The 22,417-nt window shown below is 47.7% G+C and carries 20 protein-coding genes and 1 pseudogene; 1 reads left to right on the forward strand and 20 read right to left on the reverse strand.

The annotated features are described in order from the left end of the window. Nucleotides 1-72: 72 nt before the first annotated feature. From G7090_RS12465 to G7090_RS12520, 12 genes are all read right to left on the reverse strand, one after another. Nucleotides 73-597, reverse strand: a complete 525-nt coding sequence (locus G7090_RS12465; RefSeq protein WP_166185284.1) for a DUF805 domain-containing protein — start codon at nt 595-597, stop codon at nt 73-75. Nucleotides 598-600: 3 nt separating this feature from the next. Next, a complete protein-coding gene (gene tssA, locus G7090_RS12470) occupies nt 601-2,196 on the reverse strand; it encodes a type VI secretion system protein TssA (protein ID WP_166182640.1) in 1,596 nt (531 codons plus the stop codon). After that, nucleotides 2,196-5,609: an ImcF-related family protein gene (locus G7090_RS12475; RefSeq protein ID WP_166182641.1), complete on the reverse strand. Its 3,414-nt coding sequence runs from the start codon at nt 5,607-5,609 to the stop codon at nt 2,196-2,198. Before G7090_RS12475 ends, tssA begins: the two co-directional genes overlap by 1 nt. Beyond that, a complete protein-coding gene (locus G7090_RS12480) occupies nt 5,596-6,756 on the reverse strand; it encodes a hypothetical protein (RefSeq protein WP_166182642.1) in 1,161 nt (386 codons plus the stop codon). The genes G7090_RS12475 and G7090_RS12480 overlap by 14 nt, the downstream gene beginning before the upstream one ends. 3 nt (nt 6,757-6,759) lie before the next feature. Further along, a complete protein-coding gene (locus tag G7090_RS12485) occupies nt 6,760-7,026 on the reverse strand; it encodes a PAAR domain-containing protein (protein WP_166182643.1) in 267 nt (88 codons plus the stop codon). Between the two features lie 26 nt (nt 7,027-7,052). Then, complete coding sequence (locus G7090_RS12490) at nt 7,053-7,811, reverse strand: hypothetical protein (RefSeq protein WP_166182644.1); 759 nt, start codon at nt 7,809-7,811, stop codon at nt 7,053-7,055. A gap of 3 nt (nt 7,812-7,814) precedes the next feature. Then, on the reverse strand, nt 7,815-8,582 hold the full coding sequence (locus G7090_RS12495; RefSeq protein WP_166182645.1) for a hypothetical protein: 768 nt from the start codon (nt 8,580-8,582) through the stop codon (nt 7,815-7,817). Nucleotides 8,583-8,648: 66 nt separating this feature from the next. Then, nucleotides 8,649-9,416: a hypothetical protein gene (locus G7090_RS12500; RefSeq protein ID WP_166182646.1), complete on the reverse strand. Its 768-nt coding sequence runs from the start codon at nt 9,414-9,416 to the stop codon at nt 8,649-8,651. Beyond that, nucleotides 9,409-11,352, reverse strand: a complete 1,944-nt coding sequence (locus G7090_RS12505; RefSeq protein ID WP_166182647.1) for a lipase family protein — start codon at nt 11,350-11,352, stop codon at nt 9,409-9,411. The genes G7090_RS12500 and G7090_RS12505 overlap by 8 nt, the downstream gene beginning before the upstream one ends. 346 nt (nt 11,353-11,698) lie before the next feature. After that, complete coding sequence (locus tag G7090_RS23775) at nt 11,699-12,247, reverse strand: DUF2345 domain-containing protein (RefSeq protein ID WP_242685317.1); 549 nt, start codon at nt 12,245-12,247, stop codon at nt 11,699-11,701. Between the two features lie 254 nt (nt 12,248-12,501). Further along, nucleotides 12,502-13,293, reverse strand: a complete 792-nt coding sequence (locus G7090_RS12515; protein ID WP_166182648.1) for a hypothetical protein — start codon at nt 13,291-13,293, stop codon at nt 12,502-12,504. Continuing rightward, a complete protein-coding gene (locus G7090_RS12520; protein WP_242685318.1) occupies nt 13,286-14,197 on the reverse strand; it encodes a lipase family protein in 912 nt (303 codons plus the stop codon). The genes G7090_RS12515 and G7090_RS12520 overlap by 8 nt, the downstream gene beginning before the upstream one ends. Before the next feature lie 478 nt (nt 14,198-14,675). On the opposite strand from G7090_RS12520, the gene G7090_RS12525 reads away from it, so the two are divergent. After that, nucleotides 14,676-15,796 (forward strand): IS3 family transposase gene (locus G7090_RS12525; protein WP_118929462.1). Its coding sequence is split into 2 segments (ribosomal slippage): nt 14,676-14,934 and nt 14,934-15,796, totalling 1,122 coding nucleotides; the frame shifts between segments, so codons are not numbered across the junction. 9 nt (nt 15,797-15,805) lie between these two features. On the opposite strand, the gene G7090_RS12530 is transcribed toward G7090_RS12525, so the two are convergent. The 8 genes and pseudogenes from G7090_RS12530 to G7090_RS23780 form a co-directional block, all read right to left on the reverse strand. Continuing rightward, a complete protein-coding gene (locus G7090_RS12530; protein WP_207630071.1) occupies nt 15,806-16,522 on the reverse strand; it encodes a hypothetical protein in 717 nt (238 codons plus the stop codon). 9 nt (nt 16,523-16,531) lie between these two features. Further along, entirely contained in the window at nt 16,532-16,963 is a 432-nt protein-coding gene (locus tag G7090_RS12535) for a hypothetical protein (RefSeq protein WP_166182649.1), read from the reverse strand. Next, nucleotides 16,960-19,833, reverse strand: coding sequence for a type VI secretion system Vgr family protein (locus G7090_RS12540; protein WP_242685319.1), 2,874 nt, complete (start codon nt 19,831-19,833; stop codon nt 16,960-16,962). The genes G7090_RS12535 and G7090_RS12540 overlap by 4 nt, the downstream gene beginning before the upstream one ends. Nucleotides 19,834-20,203: 370 nt before the next feature. Next, entirely contained in the window at nt 20,204-20,671 is a 468-nt protein-coding gene (locus G7090_RS12545) for a putative T6SS immunity periplasmic lipoprotein (protein ID WP_242685320.1), read from the reverse strand. Further along, nucleotides 20,665-21,219 (reverse strand): type IV secretion protein Rhs, encoded by a 555-nt coding sequence (locus tag G7090_RS12550; RefSeq protein ID WP_166182650.1) that lies wholly within the window; start codon nt 21,217-21,219, stop codon nt 20,665-20,667. Before G7090_RS12550 ends, G7090_RS12545 begins: the two co-directional genes overlap by 7 nt. After that, a pseudogene (locus tag G7090_RS12555) lies at nt 21,212-21,496 on the reverse strand (type VI secretion system ATPase TssH); the annotation flags it as partial. The pseudogene G7090_RS12555 and the gene G7090_RS12550, both read right to left, overlap by 8 nt. Then, nucleotides 21,475-21,630 (reverse strand): hypothetical protein, encoded by a 156-nt coding sequence (locus G7090_RS12560; protein ID WP_166180979.1) that lies wholly within the window; start codon nt 21,628-21,630, stop codon nt 21,475-21,477. The pseudogene G7090_RS12555 and the gene G7090_RS12560, both read right to left, overlap by 22 nt. 3 nt (nt 21,631-21,633) lie before the next feature. Continuing rightward, nucleotides 21,634-22,416: a DotU/TssL family secretion system protein gene (locus tag G7090_RS23780; RefSeq protein WP_242685321.1), complete on the reverse strand. Its 783-nt coding sequence runs from the start codon at nt 22,414-22,416 to the stop codon at nt 21,634-21,636. Between the last annotated feature and the right edge of the window lies 1 nt (nt 22,417).

The raw sequence follows: 22,417 nt of genomic DNA on the forward strand, positions 1-22,417 counted from the left end.
TTCTTGCGAATCATGTAAATATCCTTATCAACAAAAAATTAACTTTCAAGAGAAACACTAAAAATTTACAATTCAGTATGTGATACAGAAAGGTCTTGTTTGGTTGGTTGGTTGACAACATAACCAAAGAACGCCAAGGACAATAATGGCTGAAGATATCATATTAATTACATTTAACATTAACAGAGTTATTTCTTCACTGAGAAATTTTACCAAAAGATAATTAATAGCAGAAATAATGATGGGCCATCCCACAAATTCAAAGAGTAATGCACCACCAAACCACCATCCTGACTTCCCAATATCATGCATACGCCTTATACCAAGAGACAGAATGGGCAGAAATAAAATCAATGGAACAATACTGCAAAGAGGTAGATAAACAAAATAAATCCACACCAGCGCCATGCCACCTCTACTGGTATAATCAGCGATAACCTCAACCAAGATCAAGTAACTTCCTGCAGCAATAATTAAAACCACAATTACATTCATTAGAGCGAAAGACCAAAAATCCTGACGCGTTGCATTCCCTTTATAGATAAATGTTTTTTTCCACCCATCCAGGTAACGTGTCCCTACACTTTGATTCGTTATTCATCATCCACATAAAATAGCAGCTCGTGCCGGATCAAGGTGAATAAGTCCGGACAGTAGCAGATCCATTACCGGTGTAAGGCGGACCTTATCAGCCTCACTGCGACCGGCTTTCAGCCGCAGAAGTTTCAGATGGCGGGCCTGAACCTCAAACAGCAGCTCAGGCTCCCAGTTCGTAAGAGTGAGCTCATCGGCCCGCTCGCCCAGCTCTGCAAACAGATGCACCGCCAACTCATTTTTACCGTACTGCTCAGCAATGCGGCCCATCAGCAGACGCAACAGCCACTTCTGACGATCGGTGGTTATACCCGGCCGGGTCTGTAACCAGCCCAGCGCGGCATCCGGTCCTTCACTGTCGGCCAGTGCCACGGCTTCCGGCTCCAGCGCCAGAATGCCATCGTTATCGGCGGTGGTTGGGGCAGATGAGGTGCTATTGCCCCAACCACCGACGCTGTCCAGCACGCTCTGATGGATCCAGTTCAGCGTCACTTCGTCCGCAAACGGGGTACCGTCACTGAACGCCAGCGTCTCCAGCCCGGACAGGCGAGACAGCAGCCCTTTCAGGTCAGCGGCAATAATGTCGGCCAGCGTTTCCTGGCCGGACTTCGTCAGCGCCTGATGGATATACCACTGCAGATCCAGCCACAGGTGATTGGCACCGCGGGAGAAGGTGCTATCGGCCGCTTCCAGCATCTCAGCCCAGTTCTGCTGCAGGTAGAGGCGTTTGAGTAACGCACGCTGATCCGCCCTTGGTGGCTCGATGCGCGTGCGACCCTGCGCATCCGGGGCAGGGATGGCCCGCAGGGTGTCATGGCGCAGGCTTTTCATCAGATGGTGTGCTGACAGCCAGCCGTCCGGCTGCTCACGCAAATATTCGGTGAGTGTGCGGGCCTGAGCCAGCAAATCCTGACCAGAGGTGATCCGCCCGATAGGCGGGCCATCGTCGTGACTGGCAAACGAAGGAGGTTCGCTGGTTCTGGCGTTCTGCGGTACCACCGCATCCACGCCCCCCGCTTTCTGCAGACGAATTTCAAGCGCGCCATATAACGAGTTAAGTTCCGGATGGGTTTCTTCCGGCTCATTTTCGGTCAGTTGTGCTATCAGCAGCAGCGCGCCTGTGGTGCGCATCGCATCGATCCTGACCACTTCCGGGTAGAGTGAGAGCGAATCCGTCATACGCGAACCCGCCAGCCATTCCAGCGCCGCCTTACGACTGCGGTCACGCTGCGGGTGCAGTTGAGTACCAAAGCGCTCCAGCAAGCCGCACAGCAGTTCGAGTCCTTCGGCCAGGCCCTGCTCACCTTCGCGATGCAGCTTCGCCCAGCAGTAGTAGGTGGCAACACGGATATCTTTGGCGGTGGTAGTTAGCAGCTTCTCTGCCAGCCGGCAGATGAGTTCTGTATCTGCACCGGAAAGTTTGTTGACCTCTTCGCGCATCTGCTGGAAGTCATCGTCATAGACCGGGTCTTCGCCAGCGGGCGATTGCCCGGACAGCGGCTGAAGCCATCTGTCCCACTGCGCCACACGCTCACGGGTTGCTACAAGTAATGGTTCCTGTTCTGTCTGGCAGGCACTGAGTAAGGTATTGAGCGTGCTCATCAGTAGACCTCCTCTGCATCACTGTTCGCACTGGCAACCTGGTCTGACGGTGCAACTCCGGTAGTGCTGAAGATGGTTTCCGGCAGACGGAAATTACGCAGCTTCAGCAGTGCCAGCGGCCCCTCTCCCGCTTCGGTACGTAGAGTGTAATTAAGCATGCGGCCGTCCTCGGCTTTCCAGCTCAGGCTGTAGCTGCTGCCCACACCCGGGTAAGCACTGACCGCGGCTTTATCGAGCAGGCGGATCCAGCCCCAGGCGCCAGGAATATCGGCGTACTGACGGGTTCCGGCCTGGGTGCTGATCCAGCTCAGGTTCGCACCAGGAGCCTCCGTATCCGCAGGCCACGAGAAGCGCTTCCATGCAGGTAACTGGTTCACGTAGGTCAGCTTCTGGCTGTCGATAATCATGTCGGTCTGCATCACGCCATCGGCGGTCCCCGGACGCAGCTCGAAGTTCATGCCGGCACTGCCTTCGGTGAAGGCGACATCCGAGATATGACTTAGCGTGTTGATGGCATTGAGGAACGCCGGGTTAAACGCCAGCCCCTGCGAGTTGATACTGTCCGGTACCCAGTGGTTACCCTCTTTGTGCAGCACACCTTTGAGGCGGGTCTGCAGGAACTGGGCGATACGCCCGGAATCCCCGTTAAGGTATTTGGCCAGCAGAGGCAGGGAAACATCACTGCTGGAGTTGTTAAACGGATAGCGTCCACCAAAGGCACTGTTCCACTCAGCCACCACCGCCTGCTGCCACTGGGCATTGAGGCTGTCGGCCGCCGGGGTCAGAACCTGCTGCCAGGCCTGCTCCATCGGGTTCACAAACACCGTGCGGCCAAAGCCGCTCCACTCCTGGCCCAGTCCGGCGGCAATCAGGCTGCCATAGTCACGGGTTTCGGTCAGATCAACAGCTTTACCCTGGAATACGGTCTGGGCAATGGTCTGGGTCATGGCCTGCGGGTCGGCAGCATTGGTCACCTGCTGCAGACGCAGACGCACCTGTGTCACCCGGGTCAGGTATGACTGCAGACTTTGCTCCTGCGCTCCCGTGCGGTTCTTATCCATCAGCGCCAGGACCGGACCAAAGGTTGCATCCAGCGGACCGTGAACGCCGGCACTCTGGTCAATGGCATCCTTGTTATCACCCCCGAGCAGATTCTTCGCCGATTTCACCAGGGAATCTGAAATCGCCTCACCTGTTTGCCCGGTGCGGCCTTGCACGTTAAGGGTGTTCATCAGTGCCACCAGAGGTGACTGACGTACGTCGGCCATCAGGGTCAGCTGGTCAATGGAGTCCGACAGCGTAGTGGCCTGGTTCCAGCGCAGGCTGTTGAGGAACTCAAGCCATGCGCCGCCGTAGTCCGCAAAGTAACGTTCCATCAGACGCTTTTTCAGCGCTTCCGGCGAGGTTTCATCCTGTGTCGTTGCCTGACGTTTACTGTCAGTCAGCACCCAGTCGAGCTCGTCCCGGCGCGCTTTCACCACTTTCTCGATGGCGGGCTGCACGGCCTGCTCCCAGGCCAGGCGGGTGAACATCCCCGGTATGATTTCGGTGGTACTGAACAGGCGGGAGGCATCGGTGTCGCCGGTCATGTCTTCCAGACGCATATCGACATACAGATGAGCAACCTGAGCGAGCATCTTCTGATACAGGGTCGATTCACTGTTACGCATCCCCATCAGGCGAACCAGCAGAGAGCGGGCCTGACTGACCATGCTATCATCGGCACGGAGCTTCCACTCCGGATGCGTTGCCAGCTGCGCGCCCCAGAACGACAGCAGTGACGGGGCCATGCCCTGCCAGACACCGTCTTTCACGTCGTCACGCTTTGGCCAGTCTTTCAGCAGCGCCGTGCTGAACCAGGCGGCGTCCATGTGCTCCGGACGGGCCAGCATTAGGTAAAGTTTCAACTGGTCATAGCTGGTTTTAGCCCTCTGCTCACGCAGCGGGTTGCCTGGTGGAAGGGCATTAAAGGTATTCAGTTGCGCCTGCAAATGGCGGGCTGCGGCATCGCGCAACAGGGGCTGCGCGCTGTCCTGATAACGCGGCCAGAGTGCGGCCAGTAGCGCATCATTTTGACTTAGCCCGGCACGCTCATACCAGGGTACGCCGTGTTGTGAGCGGTACTGCAGGCGGGCCAGGGTTTTCTGCAGTTCCGACAGGGCATGCAAACGCTGCTCCAGGGGCTGATTCTGTCGAGCAGCCGTCGAGGCCTGTACATTAGCGCCATCTATCTGGCTGCGGTTGGTGACATACGCGATGCCCATCCACGCAGCCCAGCCCACCATCGCCAGGGCGACAACCGATGCAAACACTTTACGCCATGGAATGCCCGGTTTGCGCGGACGCAGTCCAGCAGGAAGCATCCGGACAGATTCAGGCAGAATATCCCAGCGCTTATCCATGCCCCAGTGATGCGTCACAGCACGTTCAGCACCCGCAGAAGGCTGGCTGAACAGCACGCCAGCCAGTGGCAGCGGGCGATACGGATTGAGCATCACCGACAGCGGCGCAGTCACGCTCTGTGGCTCGCGAATAAGCTGGTCAGCAAGCATCAGCAGGAAGTTATGTTTCACCTCGCTGCAGGTCTGTTGCACCCCCCGTGAAGTCAAATCAGGCGTCAGGGCAGTGAGTTGCTCTGCCAGCCCTTCGGTACGACAACCGGCAGGCAACAGACAACCGGTCGCCTGAGTAATGCGCCCTTCCTGCTTACCGGCGCGAGAGTGTAGGGACCACACATACAGCGGGAGCTGCCAGCCAAGCTTATCCATACGTGCACTGATGGCATGAGACAGGGAATCCATGTTGCTTTCTGATGGTACCGGCAGCGGCTGTTCCAGCCCTGGTGCTGAGAGCTGGTCAAAGGCCGAAGTGACCCACACCAGACCATCCACCGGACGGCGTCGCAGTTTGCGCAGCGCGGTCAGCCAGGCACTGTCGGCTGGCGTGTTGAGGTCTCCGCCCCACAGCAACAGCGTGCCCCGATCTTCCTGCCAGAACTGAGCTGTGAGACCCGGAGTCAGTTGCTCCACCTCAGAGACGGTGCCAGTGACCAGCAGGATGCGTGTTTTACGCCCCCAGCGACGACCGTAGAGGTTACGCATGGCGTCACGGATGGAATCAACGGTGACATTGCGTGGCAGAGTCCGGGCAACTCTTGATTCATCAGAAGGCAACGCATTGTTCTTCTGTTCCCGCCAGCGATGGTACTTTTCCTTCATAAACAGGAACATAAACGGCGTATAGAAAACAATCAGCAAGACTATCCATACGGCAACAAATGCTAGCACTTGCTTCAGTCGGGTATCAAGGCCATGCGAGGGGCCGAAATGAAGGATCACGGCCACTATAATCGCTGAGATGCAGGCTATTATGCCGGCAAGTCCCCCTCTGCTCCATGTACTACCCGGCATCATTATTTCCACTCCCTGAGGTAACAGTACTGACAAAACGATCAGTACCTGAGGTAAACAACCCTAAAACAGGTTTGTTGCTGACGGACACGATGTCGGCCAGTAATGTGGCTAAAAGCCACGCACTCCCGGCCCCTGGAATACCGTTATATTTTTCCAGTACATCAATTTCCTGCGGCACCCACGGTGTCAGATGCGATTGAGATGCAGTCATTAGATCAGCAAACCCGTCATTCCAGTGCCCGTAGTCACAAAACACGTTTGATGTCTGACAGGCGATCGTTTGTGTTTCAAGGAACAATCCCATATCAGCCTTGAAATTTGCCATGTCCAGTGGCATCGGTCGCAATATGCGGGCAGAGTGAGGAAGGTGATATTTTTCAGCAACATCATCGCTGGTAATTACCATCGCTGCGAGTGCATCGGAATACTGTTCAGCACCCTGGTGCTGCAATATCAGGATTAAATCAATATCGAAAACGGGATTTTTAAGGCGCTCTTCGACCCAGGCAAAAGAAAGAGTTTCACAACATGAAACCGAGCCTGTTACCTCATGCCCCGGGTAAATTTTTCCCCATGATTCGCGAAACTGAGTCTCGAAGTCAGACGAAATCATGTCGCTCACAATGGTGACGTTGAACGGCACTGCCGCAGGCAAGATCGCAATCGCATTTTGTACACCGGCCAGACCCAGTTCGAGCAAGAAGGTGGACGCTGTCGATTTCGCATCAAAATGGCTGGTCAGTGAAAGAAATTGCGGTGCATCTGCAGCATCTGATTTAGCAATAGCGTCAGAGGTCACTCCGGAAGGTAGCAGTATGCTACTTCCAAGTACGGTCAGATAGCGTCCAGCCCAGGCCTCCCACTGTTGCTGTCCATATTCAGCTTCCTTCTGCAAAAACTGATGTTCATTGACGGTTCTGCCCCACAGCCACCCCCGTAAACAAAACAGGAAAAACCAGCCAAGAACCGGGCTGGATGCCAGCCACCAGATATTGAATGCAGCCAGAGCCTTAACCATGCCTGACGCATGCAGGATAAACAGCAAAACACCCACAACTGCGGCAACACCTCCTGCTAACAGCCATCCCATAAAGGATGGCTCAGGAGGCAACTCCATAGTTGTTGCTTTCGTCCTTTCCCAGCCCATTGATTATCCTACCGTGCTGTTCTGAGCACTTGAAATTACAGTACAACCGCACTGACATTTGCAGCCATCGACGACAACAGCCCGGCCGTTAAATGTCCGGTGCGGTGATCCTTCCACGATAGGATTAGTTCCATGCCTATCTACCGGACAACTCACCATATCACCCACCAATGCGGCTTTTTTCCCGTCGACAGTAATATTGGAAGAGGCGGAGATCACTTTTCCGCCGTGAGAATTTTTGTCTCCGATCAATACGATGCCATTGGACATAATAAACACCTATATTTATTTAGCAGTTACTTTGCATTGATTTTATTAAAACCAGGAATTATTGTACCTTCTGGCGCTACGCTTCCATCCGGATAAATTATCTTCGCGTATGAGCCAGGCTCCTTCTTTGCCACTCCAATATACCGAGTAACTTTTGATTCATCTAACCTAGGAATAAAACTAATCTTATTAGTACCATCAGCCTTCAAGGAAATAAAACTTTTCTCACCTAAAAGTGACAAAGTAGTTTCTGTAGAGTTTAATCTTCCCTCCCTTATATATGGATAATATATCGGAGACAAATTAATATCACCATGAACCGTCTTAAATAGACCATTTTTTGTTGCATTATCATCAAACGCAATTGTTGCGCCAACTGCAGTTCCCGGCACCATTTCCTTACCAAGGTGAGTTGCGTCAATATATTCAATACCCAAGTTGAATTCACTCAATTGCCAATTACACTTACCACCGCCATCTTTAGCTATTTTTGCGACCCATATATCTGAATCACTTTGTTTCTGAAATGGGATTTTAAGTGGATTATACCCCACCTTCTCATAATGCTGACCATCCCGCATACTCATAAACTTACGCTTACATGAAGTCGAAACATACAAAACCTCAAGAAGAAATGGTTGTGTATATGATGAGGGATTCCTTACTTCAACATTAATCCACTGAGTATTCACAGGGGGTGACAGTGTACGATCATCCGCATTGACACAGCCAACAATAGAGAACGTCAGCGTGCTGAGGAATACCTTACTTATACACTTACGCATAAATTAATTCTTTAATCTGTTTACATCAGGGTGAGTCGTTCCATCAGATACGACAGTTCCATTCGGATAGATGATTTTATAAAACGCTCCGACTTTATGCTCTTTTGGAGCAATCATCTTAACAAGTTTAGATTCATCAAGAGTTGGTTTAAATATCACCTGAATAACTTTGGCGGGAGAAACCATTTTTATTTGCATGAAATCCTTCTCACCAAATAAATTCAACATATCGTTTGCATTGATGCGTTTATTATTTTGTACCAAGGGATAGTACGTTGGAGATAAAAGAAGTTCAGGATTTTCAAATACTTTAAATAGACCATTTTTGGTTGCATTGTCATCAAACGCAATTGTTGCGCCAACTGCAGTTCCCGGAACTAAACCCTTCCCTAGGTGAGTAGCATCAATATATTCAATACCCAAATTGAACTCACTTAATTTCCAGTTACACTTACCACCACCATCTTTTGCTATTTTTGCGATCCATACACCGGATGAGTTCTTTTCCTGAAGAGGTATTTTTATTGGATTGAGTCCCACCTTCTCATAATGCTGACCATCTCGCATACTCATCAACTCACGCTTGCACGTCGTAGATACGTACAATACTTCAAGAGGAAAAGGCTTTGTATACGAAGAAGGATTTTTTATTTCAACATTAACCCAATCAGTATTCGATGGTGGTGATAATGTTCTGTCAGTTGCCTGAGCGCATCCATTTAGCAATAAAACAAACTGGATTAAGACGAGTGAATTTAATCTCTTATACATATTCCATGTCCTCTTCACCATAATGACCAAATCTTTTAAGAGCATCAGAACCGGATGCTGCTGATATTAATCCTTCAATCTGTTTACATCAGGGTGAGTTGTTCCATCAGACACAATCGTGCCATCAGGGTAGATAATTTTATAGTACACCCCAACTTTTTGTTCTGTTGGAGCAATCATCCTGACTATTTTAGACTCATCAAGAGTTGGCGCAAACTTTATATGAAGATTTTTGGCAGAAGATACTATCTTCTTTTGTATAAAATTTACCTTCCCAAATAAATTTAAGGTATCATCCACACTGATATCTTTATTACTATCTATTAAAGGGTAATACGCAGGAGCCAAAATAAGTTCCGAACCTTTAAATATATCAAATCGACCACATTTTGTTGCATTGTCATCAAACGCCATTGTCGCGCCAACCGCGGTTCCTGGCACTAGCCCCTTACCAAGATGAGTAGCGTCAACGTATTCAATACCCAGATTGAATTCACTCAGTTTCCAGTTACATTTTCCACCACCATCTTTTGCTATTTTTGCGATCCAAATATCTGAATCATGTTGATTCTGAAGTGGGATTTTCACTGGATTATACCCCACCTTCTCATATTGTTTGCCATCCCGCATACTCATCAACTCACGTTTACACGTCGTTGATGTGTAAAGCACTTCAAGAGGAAAAGGCTTTGTATACGAAGATGGATTTTTTATCTCAATATTAACCCAATCAGAATTCGATGGTGGTGATAATGTTCTGTCAGTTGCCTGAGCGCATCCATTTAGCAATAAAGCAAACTGGAGCAAGACGAATGAATTTAATCTCTTAAACATTTTCCATGTCCTCTTCACCATAATGGCCAAATCTTTTAAGAGCATCAGAACCGGATGCTGCTGAGAGGGTTGAGCTAAGCGAATTTTTTAGCAAATCCTCGATCGAAAGAAACTTTTTATTTCTGTCAAGCTCATTCTTAGGGATTTCACCTGAATAGTGGGCCATTTGTAAATTAAAGGATGCTACTTTCTCGGCATGTTCAGTGAAGGACTTTCCATCGCTAAACCCTTTTTCATAAGCTAAGCCTAACAATTTATTATTTATATAGGGCATATATGATGTCAGAAGGTGATTTCCAACATTCGCAGGCATCCCTCTATTTGAATTCATGCCTTCGGGGAAAAATTCTTGAAGATCCTCCTTAGTAAGCGAAGCTTTAAAAGCCTTTTGATCTTGCCCGGATTGCTTAGCTTCCTGGAGTGCCAGCGACGGTACAAGATAGAGCTTAACTTTTTCAGGAAGTCTTGCCTGAATGGTCATACAATTTCTTGGGTAAGGAAGCTCAATACTACACTGCTGCCATTTTCTGCTTTGGGTTATTGTTAAAAATGCGACCGTATTACCATGGTGCCAAAAACAGTCACCCCACTCTACAATTTGCCAGGCAGTAAGTTCAGCGACAGACCATAAAAAACCAAGCGTTGCTCCCAAAGGCCCCCATAATTTATATAACTGATTATCCAGATCAGCTTCAGGTGGAACTGATGGCACTGGGTCTTGATCGTTTACATGCCGATAGTGAGTAATACTTGATAATGCATCTACAGCATTTTTAGTGAACGTTCTTGGCATACCATAAGTATAAAGAAGCGGTTTGCTTTCCTTTAATCTTGCCGAGTGGATTAATGCCAACGCTCCTCCTAAGCTATGACCACAAATGAACAAATCCCTACCTTCTATTTTATTGCTAAGTTCATTAAGCTGATTTTCAAACATTCTTTCAATTAAGGTATAGCCTGCCCAAAATCCCGTATGTACTTTCCCAGCAGGAACTAATGAAGTACATTCAGATTTGATATTACAACTATCGGACTCTACTGGCCTGAAAGAAGCATCAGTTATCCCATCAGTCAGACTGGCAGTCCCGCGCCATGCTATGACTATTTTATTGTTGTTGTAGAAATAATAAAGCTGCGTATCTCCTTCAGGATCATCAGCTTTGGTCGAATCAATATCTATTGGAAGAAAATATCTATTAGAATAGGGAACATCTACAACTAAAGCATTAATTGTCGATTTGCCGATTTTTCTGGATGGTATCGTCGACAGGTCCTGACATTTATTAATAAAATACTTCGTAATGATATCTATATCATCATATGCTAAATCAGAGGCCAACCCTAAATTGATGGCATTGGCCATAGAGTAATCGTTCTGGTGATGGAGCACTAGCTCCCAGGCTCTGAACGGGCAAATTTCGATCACATGGCGTTTTTCAAGTTCATTTGTTCTGACCTTAACGCCCTTAAATGAACTACTGACTGGAAAATGAAATAAGGGTAACTCTTCCCCGTCTCTTAGCTCTAAACCAGGTTTTTCATGACATAATTCGCCCACAACAGCGTAGTGCCACACATAGCCTCTTCCCTCGGCTTTTGGGCGAACAATCGAGTCTTTTAGAGGGTCTCTACCCACGCCAAGAGAGCGCTTTTCCATTTCCTTTGTCAGTTGGTTACTGTCAAGTGTCAGTTTCAGCTCAAGACCATACGGCATATCAACTCTGATTAGCCCGTCAGCATCGCTCTGACCAGAATAAGTGAACCCCTCCACCGGCCCGGAAACAGGATGAGCGCTTTCCACAGTCCATGGCATGTTCGCCACAGCATCGCCCTGCTCATCAACTAATTGAAATTCGACCCAATAAGGTTTTTGCTTTCCCGCAGTAGCTTTTGCCTCAGTATGTGTCACAGATGTCACTAATGAATTACCTGCCATAAATCTCCCTCTTTATTCAGGTTTGATAAAAAATCACAAACTCTTATTTCTTGTAAGATAAAATGTTCCAACCTTAATTACATCTAATAAGAATACATCGACAATAAATATCGTTCCGACTTTGATTGACATAGTTTTGAACATCCATGGCAATATCGAAATAGAGGGAACTATGAAGAACAATCTGAATGGTGTTTGAAAATGAACTATCCAATTCACATACTTCCACTTTTTTAAAAAATAATAGCAGACAAATACAATCGATATATTCAATAGTAATGAAAATGAAAAAAGGACTAGCGAATATGCCTTTTGCTGAGGATAAATACCGTAAAAAGGAAATATATCATCCATTAATGGAATTCGTCCCTTCAGAATTAAAAATACGCTCCTCATCTCCCATAGAAGTTAAGCGGTTGATTGCCATAATTGCACTATTCTTCAACCCGTGATAATCATGATCAACAGTAACCCAATGCCCAGGTCCTTCATCCTTTTGCTCACGTGGAAACTCAATTTTTACATTACTAGGTGTCAATGAGTAAAACGGTGCAGTCTTCCCACCACTAAGCTTTATATAAGCACTACCGCAACTTGAAATCAGTTCCTTGCTGGCATTTACCTTCACGCTTCCCTGACCACTGGCGACAGTGATGTCCTGTAATGCTGAGACATTCATGGCGTCAGCTTGTGCCTGAATATCAACCTTCCCTGCCCCTGCATACATTTTCATTCCTACAGCCTGTACAAACAAACTTACAGCCTCGCTTGCCGCTACTATGAATGATTGCCCGGTGCTGATATCCCTGTTTTTACCTGAATGAGGCCTCCCCGCTATCTTGCCGCATGAGGTCCCCAATAACATTATCGCTTGGCTCTGTAACAACTGAGCCATCAAATCCACTGATTCTCTTTTTCATGCATTCATACGAGATGTATCTGACCTCAAGCGGAAACGGTTTAGTGTAATGAGAGGGATTGCGATTTCTATAGCTATAAATTTGGCATTTACAGGCGGCGAGAGTGCTCCATTGGTCACTCGACTGCACCCTCCTGCCATAAAAATCGCCAGAAGCAGCATCATTAATTTTATTCTGGTAAGCAAAATCACGTCTCTTCCAAAGAGAAAAAACAAAGTTGATTCGCAGATTATTTCCCACCAGAACCGTTGACTTTGTTAAAATCAGGTGCTGTGTTCTTTGATGAAATGACGCTCCCATCTGGATAGACAAAAGAGTACATGGCATCTTTCCCCTTCTTATTAGGGAATATCATCATTACTTTTTTACTTTCGTCTATAGAGGGATTGTAATTTATTAAAACATTTTCGTTAGGTTTATAGTCCAACTTCACTTTCCAAAACGCCTCTTCCTTACCGAAAAGATATAATTTATCCCGCATAGTAGACTGAGGGCTATCATTCCATTTTTTTATAAAAGGATAGTATTTTGGAGTGTAATTAAAATCATTCCCCGCCACTGTATCAAATTGTCCATTCCGCGCAGCATCAGCATCAAAAGCAATAGTTACACCAACCGCAGTCCCAGGTACTAAATCATTCCCAAGATGTGTAGCATCTATATATTCAATACCCACATTGATTGCGCTTAAGCTCCATACACACTCCCCCCCGCCAGTCATAGCGACTGTACCTTTCCATTTATCACCATTCTGCTGTTGCAAAGGTACTTTAATAATGTTATAGCTTGATTCCGCATCCACAGAACCATCAAATCCGTTCACTCTTTTTTTCTGGCACTCACGTGAAATATATCTAACTTCAAGAGGAAATGGTCTTGTGTATTTTGAAGGATTACTAACCTCAACAGTTACCCATTTGGTATCCGCTGGAGGGGAAATTGCATTGCTTGTGGCATGACTACAACCTCCGACTATAAAAAAGACAAGCGGTAAAAAAATGAATTTATTTTTATTACGCATTTTCAATCACCTCATCACCATAAATGGCAAATCGAACTAGCGCATCATTCCCATAAGATTCAGAGAGAGTGGGTGATAGTGATGCTTTCAATAACCCTTCTATATCAAGGAATATCTCATTTCTTTCATATTCCTTTTCAGGGATTTCATCTTTATGTACCAACATTTGCTCTTTAAAACGATCTACATTATATAGATGCTCAGTAAAATTCCGCTTTTCAACCAATCCTTCGTTATCTATTAGTTCCAATAATTTATTATTCATGTAAGGCATATACGAAGTCATGAAATGATCGCCAAACGTTAAATCTACTCCACGGTCGGGGTTTTGTCCGTCAGGAAAAATCTCTTCCAACTTGCTAGCCGTTAGGGACTTTCTGAACTCCTTTTGTTTACGGCCTGCAGTTTGCATCTCTTGGTCTGAAAAAGAAGGAACAAGATATAATTTAGCTTTTATCGGAAGAAGCCTTTTTAAATTTATGCAACCAGCCGGTACGGGCAAACTTGTTTTACATTCTTGCCACTCACGACTTTGTGTCGCAGTCAGAAATACAACTGGATTACCATGGTGCCAGAAGCAATCCCCCCAAGACATAGCTTGATAAGCCAGAAGTTCTCCTACAGACCACAACATCCCTAAAGTTTTCCCAAGTGGTCCCCAGAGGTTATATAATGCATTATCTAGACTCACTTCGGGTGGAACTGCTGGAACGGGATCATTATCATTTACATGACGGAAATGGGTGATTTCTGATAACTGCTGTACTGCCGCCTTGGTAAAGGTACGGGGCATACCATATGTATAGAGCAAAGGTTTTTCGGACTTTAGCGCAGCAGAGTAAATTAATGCAAGCGCTCCACCCAAACTATGGCCGCATACAAATAAATTTCGTGCTCTAATCAAAGTTAAGAGCTCATCAAACTCAGAAGAAAAAGCCGTTCAGATCTACTATATCCACTTAGGAATCCATCATGCACTTTTCCAGCAGGACTCAAGTTTGTGCACATAGTTTTATTTACATCACATACCTCAGTGCTAACAGGACTAAATGCCAGATCCGTTCCGACATCGTACAAGCCTGCAGTCCCTCTCCATGCGACAATGACTTTATCTGTATTGTAAACATAATACAATTGAGTATCACCCTCTGGTTTTGCTGAATTCCCCCCTTCAGAGGTGCTGCCACTTTTATTATCAGTCTTCGACGTGTCTCTAGAGGTATCCATGAAAACAGGAGGATTATATCGCTCGCTAAATGGTACATCCTGCACTAGTGTATTGTAACTAAAACCGCCTTTATGGAGCTGAGGTGACCTGCTCCCCGTTGATTAATACACCGCGATGTTAGTAATGTCTTCATAAGCCACATGAGGACATCCCCATGAAGAAGCGTTTTTCCGACGAACAGATCATCAGTATTCTCCGCGAGGCTGAAGCCGGAGTTTCTGCCCGTGAACTCTGCCGTAAGCACGCCATTTCCGACGCCACGTTTTATACCTGGCGTAAGAAGTATGGCGGCATGGAGGTGCCTGAGGTTAAGCGCCTGAAGTCGCTTGAGGAAGAGAACGCCAGACTCAAGAAGCTGCTCGCCGAGGCCATGCTGGATAAGGAGGCGCTTCAGGTGGCTCTTGGGCGAAAGTACTGACGACAGACCAGAAGCGCGAAGTCGTGGTGTTGATGTGTGATGCGACCGGTCTGTCGCAACGTCGTGCCTGCAGACTCACAGGTTTGTCCCTGTCGACCTGCCGCTATGACGCTCAGCGTCCGGCGGCTGATGCCCATTTATCAGGGCGCATTACTGAACTGGCACTGGAGCGCAGGCGTTTTGGCTACCGCCGCATATGGCAGTTACTGCGCCGTGAAGGGCTTCTGGTTAATCACAAGCGCGTGTACCGCCTTTATCATCTGAACGGGCTGGGCGTTAAACGCAGACGTCGTCGTAAAGGGCTGGCAACAGAACGTCTGCCGCTGCTCCGCCCGGAGGCGCCCAACCTGACCTGGTCGATGGATTTCGTCATGGATGCGCTGGCTACTGGTCGCAGGATCAAGTGCCTTACCTGCGTCGATGACTTCACAAAGGAATGCCTGACGGTCACTGTTGCCTTCGGGATTTCAGGCGTGCAGGTCACGCGTATTCTGGACAGCATTGCGCTGTTTCGCGGCTATCCGGCTACGATAAGAACCGATCAGGGCCCGGAGTTTACCTGCCGCGCGCTCGATCAGTGGGCCTTTGAGCATGGAGTGGAGCTGCGACTTATCCAGCCCGGCAAGCCGACGCAGAACGGATTTATTGAGAGTTTTAACGGACGCTTTCGCGATGAATGCCTGAATGAACACTGGTTCAGCGACGTCAATCATGCCAGGAAAACCATCAGCGAATGGCGTCAGGATTATAACGAATGTCGCCCGCACTCCACGCTGAATTATCAGACGCCGTCTGAATTTGCAGCGAGCTGGAGAAAGGGTAATTCTGAGAGTGAAGGATCCGACATTACTAACTGAGCCTTGTATCTAATCCTGGGGGCAGGTCAGAGGTAAACGCGATAAATCTTGGCACTGGTTTATATAAAATCGTGTTATTGATTCCGGCCGGAGTGCTTTATCATCGGCATAAGCCAGAGAGGCACTTGCTCCGAGGTTGATGGCATTTGCCATTGAATATTCATTCTGGTGATGCAATAACAACTCCCATGCTCTAAAAGGGCAAATTTCAATAATATGCCGCTTTTCAAGTTCATTTGTCCGGACGGTAAGCCCTTTGAAAGACTTGTTAGGTGGAAAATGGAAGGATGGTAAGGTTTCGCCTTTATGTAATTCGATATTAGGATAACCTGTACTAAGTTCACCGACTACGGCGTAATGCCAGATATGACCGGCATCTACTGCAGGCTGTCTAACTAAAGAATCGGTTTCTGCATCTCTACTTGGGCGAAGCGCTCTCTTCTCCATTTCATTTACTAAAGCAGTCGATTCTAATTTCAGAACCAATTCTAGTCCATGGGGCATATCAACTCGAATAAGTCCATCTGAGTCACTTTGACCTGTATACGTAAAGTTATCGACTGGTCCGGAAACAGGATGCGAACTTTCAACAGTCCATGGCATATTCGCCACGGGGTCACCCTGCTCATCAACCAATTGAAATTCGACCCAATACGGTTTCTGCTTTCCAGACACCGCAACAGCGTTACTATGAGTAATAGAGGTGATCAAAAAATTATTGGACATGAGCCCCCCTTACTTTTTTATGTTCTTGGTTAACATAAAAGATAAAAATTTAGTGGATTCAGAGAATACAAGCAAAATAATAATAAACACTATGCTATTAACATGGAACTGTTTCAATAGCCAAGGAATAACGGAAATAGATGGGACAATCAACAGCACTCTAAATGGTATTTGCAAAAACACTAAAAAACGTATTTTACTCCAACTTATTATAAGAAGAATAGCAGACACCACTATAGACATGTTTAACATCATTGATAAAACAAACATTAATAAAATCCAACCCCCACCTCCATACTCTGAGTAAAGCTGATTGAAATTTACAATATCATCAGCAAAAGGAATAAGCCCTTGTTCTATGTTTAACCAAATAAAACGGATGACATAAAAAGCATCCATCCCCCCCCAGAATAAACAGACTTTACTGAAGTTTAGTTTCACTTGCTATCCTTGATCTCATAGAGTTCATCTGCAACAACTGGCATCCAGTGCCATGATGTCCCACTAACTTGCCATGCATCATCCCCCTCAAGAAATGTTTGCGTTATCCGTCTCTGCTCTCCATAACGATGAACCGCCGAATTATTTATCGTATTTTCATCAGCATCAGAAGGTAACGGACTCCATTCTTGAATTTTATCCCGTTTTGTATGCATAAAATCTTTACCTTCAGTAAAAAATGCCCTTCCAGAATCACCCATTGATGTAAGTCGATTGATAGACATGATGGCAGCATTTTTCAAACCATGATAATCATGTTCTACGGTAACCCAATGACCTAGACCTTCATCCTTTTGCTCACGTGGAAACTCAATTTTTACATTACCAGGTGTCGATGAATAAAAAGGTGCAGTCTTCCCTGACGAGTCAGATATTCCTTCATATACCTCACCATCTGAAGAGATGACTCTATAACTCGTGAATGGTTTGATATCACCTGATTCAGGATCGGTAACAGTAAACGTTCCGCCATACCCCTTAGGGAAAGTAAGAGGTGGAGTATCAAGTGTGGCAGGTCCTGTTTGGTTAACATTGGCCGCTTTCAGCAAGATATTCCCCGGACATCCCAGTTCAATATTCCCGCCGCTAAGCTTTATATAAGCGCCCCCACAACTTAAAACCAGTCCCTGGCTGGCATTTACCTTCACGCTCCCCTGACCACTGGCGACAGCAATGTCCTGTAATGCTGAGACATTCATGGCATCCGCCTGCGCCTGAATATCAACCTTCCCAGCTCCAGCATACATTTTCATTCCTGCGGCCTGTGCAAACAAACTTACAGCTTCGCTTGCCGCTACAGTGAATGATTGCCCGGTACTGATATCCGTGTTTTTACCTGACATGAGGCCAATACTTGCCCCGCCTGAAGCAAGCCGGACAGCCTCAGGACTGAGAATGCCTATTCCAGCGGGAGCACTTGCCAGCAATCCTGGCATTTTCAGATATTTCAGTGAGCTGTTTAGCGTCTTTTGGCTGTCGATGTCAGATACTGTCGCCTGTGCCCCTTTCGCAGCAGCCTGGAGGCTTCTTGCCAGCGTGAGTGCCTGCTCCAGTTGTTCTACAGCCCTGTCCATTTCAAGCATTTTACTGCCGACGTCAGGCTGAGCATCTGCAGAAAGCAAAACCCCCTTGCCTCCACGAACGCTGACCCAGTCATTAGTTCGCAGCTCTGCACCTTCACCACGTAATCCTTTGTCTGCATTGACATTATGCCCCAGATTGAGCTGCGTTTTACCTCCGTATTCAGTACTGAGTTTAACGTGCTCTTCGCCGCGCTTGTCCTCCATTCGCAGCTTGTTCAGGCCAGCTGTGCGGATAACATTGCGCGTGCTGTTGGCCTCAGTGACGTGGTCAACGTGGCGGGAATCGTGGAGGGCATGGGCGATATACGGTCGATCCGGATCGCCTTCGTGGAACGCAATGGCGACTTCAGTACCCTGTATCAGCGGGAAGTGGAAGCCGTATTTGTCACCACCGTAAGGTTTGGCAAAGCGTACGGGCATACTTTCCATGCCCTGGCGTTTATCGTCGCGATCAGCATCGAATTTCACCCGGTACATGCCAGATGCATCCTGCCAGGCGTAGATGTCGTTATCCTTGGCGCTGGTCACGCGCGCCATCAGGGTACCGCTAACCACAGGGCGTTTTTTAGGAGCCGGACGCCAGCAACGGTTTTCGTAATAAGGCATACCTTCCCACGTCACTAACAGAGCATTCTTACGGCTGGCAATATAACCCGTGCGGGTAATGATAATGCCATTATCCGTTTCTGAGGGTAAAGTCGGCGGGATCGCCAGTTCACTGATGGTCAGCACCTGAGCCGGAGAAAGCAGGGCATCATTACTGCATCCGCTGACAGTCGTTTGCCCCGACAGAAAACGCTCGTGCTCGAGGCGGGCCCAGAAGTTGCCGGTTTCCGCTGAAGGTGTGATTTTGTCGCCACGTTCAAGATGACGCGGCAGGTAGTGATAAACCTCGCCGTAAGTCACACCATCACCTTCACCACGGGTCATGTCCGCCGGTACAGAGCTCAGGACATTCTGGGCTTCACGGTGGTTGTAATCACTGGCGGTGACAGATCGCTCAACCACATTTTGCCGGACGTTTACGCCCCATACAGAATCGGCTTTATTGTCATTCATCCCTGACGGGCTGTTCAGAGGTAGCGTTTTACCGAAGGTCCATGCACTCTGTTTATCCGCGAAGTGTACCACTTCGGTTTGCGTTTCCGGCTGCAGGCTGAAGAAGTAGAAAATCCCCACTTCGGCCAGCAGGCGCTCTATGAAAGCGAGGTCACTTTCCTTGTACTGGTTTATCTGCTCACGCTTCGGATAATCGGCTTTGAGGGTGAACTCATACTCCCAGCCTTTCAGGCCATGTTCCTGCAATACTTCGGTGACAACTTCCGGGACCGACTTATTGACGAAAAAGCGGTGGGTACGGAATTGTTTGCGCAGCAGCGACAAGAACGGCTCAATAATGATCTGGTATGTCGCCTGGTCACGTGAACCACTGATACGCTTAAAATGCGTCACCACGCCATGTACCACTTTCTGCCCGGTCAGCCCCATCAGCGGCCCTGTCCCAATGGTCAGCGTGACAGGCCTGGTCAGCAGTTGCGCTGAACTGATATTCAGGTCACTGCTGGTAAAGATAACCTGATAGTAGTAAAGCTCACTCATAAACTCCTTGCCGGTGAAACTTTCCACATCCAGTGCTGCTGTGCAGGATGGAATATCCAGGCGGTAGCGGTTCAGCCCACTTTCAGTTAATGCAGACAGGGTATTTTTAAGCGTATCGGTCAGACTCATGATATTGACTCCATGGGATAACCTGCTGTCCATGACGCTATTGCCGACGAGCACATTGCAGGTTTAATCGGGGTACTCAGCGAGTACAAAAAAGAGTGATGACTACTCCAGCTCCGGCAGCGTACATAAAGGCCTTTATTAGCAGTGAGATCATTTCAAAATTATCCACCGCATATTTCTCATCATCACTAATAAGAATAAAAGGCTTAACAGATATGTGAATAAAAGCCTCAGGTAGAAATAGAACACCAACGATAACAAACAGAAATAAGATGAAAAATTTCAATCTATTAGCCACCCCAACGTCAGGAAACAAAAGATTAAGCTATATATTTACAAAAAAAATAAATGCGGACACTTATTACACTTGCTATTCTGGCACCTTAATTGAACCATACGGCCTTGAGAATTCGCGATCTGTCAAAGGAAAATTATACACTTGATTATTATTAATACCGACACCAACGACAAAGCTTCTCGCCTCTTTATTATCAAGTGTTGGATGAAGTACAAACTCAACAATATACTTGCTACCATTTTCAAAATGAAAATAAGATGGAGGAATACATAATTCACCTTCAATAACCTTAAGGCCGGGAGAAAAATTAAAATCTTTTTCCTTTGAAGGCGTCCCTCGCAGATTGATACCCATATCTACTGGCTGATAATCTTGTGCATTATCAATATTCACGCAAACATTATCACCCTTTTTACTCACCAGTGCAGTTTCATCAAAACGAAATCTGTCACCTGGTCCAGGGCATCCCGTCAGGATTGGAAGACAAAAAAACGCTAACAACAAAGAGTTAAGCTTAATAAAATAGTTACTTCTCACCATGGAAAACCCCTCAAAGCATTTTTATATCCCTCACGTATCACCGACTCAGAAGTATCCCCGTCGAGCGTAATATCGGGATATCTTTTATTTTCAAGGTGACTCCAGATTTCATACCCAAATGTCTGTAAAACAAAATTATCTGCAATAATCTGCGCCTGCTGCTCCATCGGATATTCGCTTAAGAGACGACCATCAAGGGTATAACGGTAACTCACCATCCAGCTCACCAGCCCTCTGAAGATCACATTCATTCCTTTTTCACGCTGCCAGACATGACTCATTTCATGGATGAAAAGATGCTGAAAACTGTCGGTTGTCTGTGAGAAATCATCGAAATATAAATCACGAAAATAGATCTCCCCATTTGGGGTCATCGCCGTATTCTTATCCTGTAAATTGAAAGGAAGATAACTCTCTCTGTGGATCCATACTTTCGAATAATCAATAGTGGATAGAAAAACAGATTGAGCCAACTTTATCTCACCAAGAGTGAGTAGTCTGATACCACCTTCTTTTATATTGAATTGATCCTGAGTTTCTTCAGACATTGGCAAACTCCAGCACAATCCCTTCTTCATCATTCCATCCCAGCGTCAGAGACTGCGGCTTTTGCTTCGCCGCCATATGGGTCAGCAGCTGCTGGCTCAGCACCGGCAGAATCTGTTGATTGAGCAGGCTGTCGACGTTGCGTGCGCCGGTATCCGGCAGCAGGCAGGCGGCGGTCAGCGCGTCATACAGCGATTCATCGATGTGGGTAGTCAGGCCGTAGTGGCGGTGTAAGCGCTGGCTGACCTGTGACAGCTTCATTTCCACGATGGTACGCATACCCCCGACACCAGAACAACCAGCAGGCTGAGTGCCACACGGCTACCCGTGGACAGTGGCCAGAATCCCAGAATGAGCCACAGCACCAGCACGGCACCCAGGGCAGTTAACAGACTTCGGTACGCATCCCGCATCGCTTACCCCGGCCTGACGATCTGGCTTACCAGTTTGGTAAGCGAGGACGAAAGGAAGAACCACAGCGCCACCAAGGCGACAGCGGCCACAACCCAGGTCAGCCAGTACCCGCGAAGACCGCTGCGCAGGCGTGATGCCCGGGCAACAATGGGAGCATCCTGTGCAAGCGTGAAGGCCGGCACCCGTTCCGCGAGTGCGCGAACAATATCTTCACGACGCTCATCATGCTGAGCGCGATACTGACCAACAAACCCTAGCTGCAGGGTCCGGTACATGCAGGTCAGCACGGCCGTGTCCGGTGCAGTCTCTTTCAGCAGGGTGCGGATCCGTTCCCACAGTTCCTCACCGGCGTTCAGGGTTCCGAAGAAATGTGCCTGCAGCGGGTCACGGCGCCAGGTCAGGTAGTCGGTGTTGTCCACCAGCTGTTTCAGGCCGCGCCACAGGGACTCTACCTTCTGGAATTCTTCATGATGCATCACCGCATCCAACTGGCGGCTTATTTGAAAGTCCAGTTCGGCTATATGGTGATCGATCAGCGTTTTGTCGAGCTTTTCCACCTGCTGGCCAGATTTACGGATACAGTCCATAAACACCTGCATGGCGGCCGTCAGGCGCTCGCCCGCAGGCGCATCGGCCAGCGCGGCATCATCCAGAAACGTATTAATATCCCCGAGGCTGGACGCCGGGGTGAGGTTAATTTTTTCAAACAGGGAGGCGTAAACGCCCTCTTTTTCCAGTACGGTGGTTTGCCCCTGAGCAGAGCCAGTTTCAGTATTCACAGACATC

The organism is Leclercia sp. 29361 (assembly GCF_011290365.1).
In the GTDB taxonomy this organism is placed as follows: domain Bacteria; phylum Pseudomonadota; class Gammaproteobacteria; order Enterobacterales; family Enterobacteriaceae; genus Enterobacter; species Enterobacter tamurae.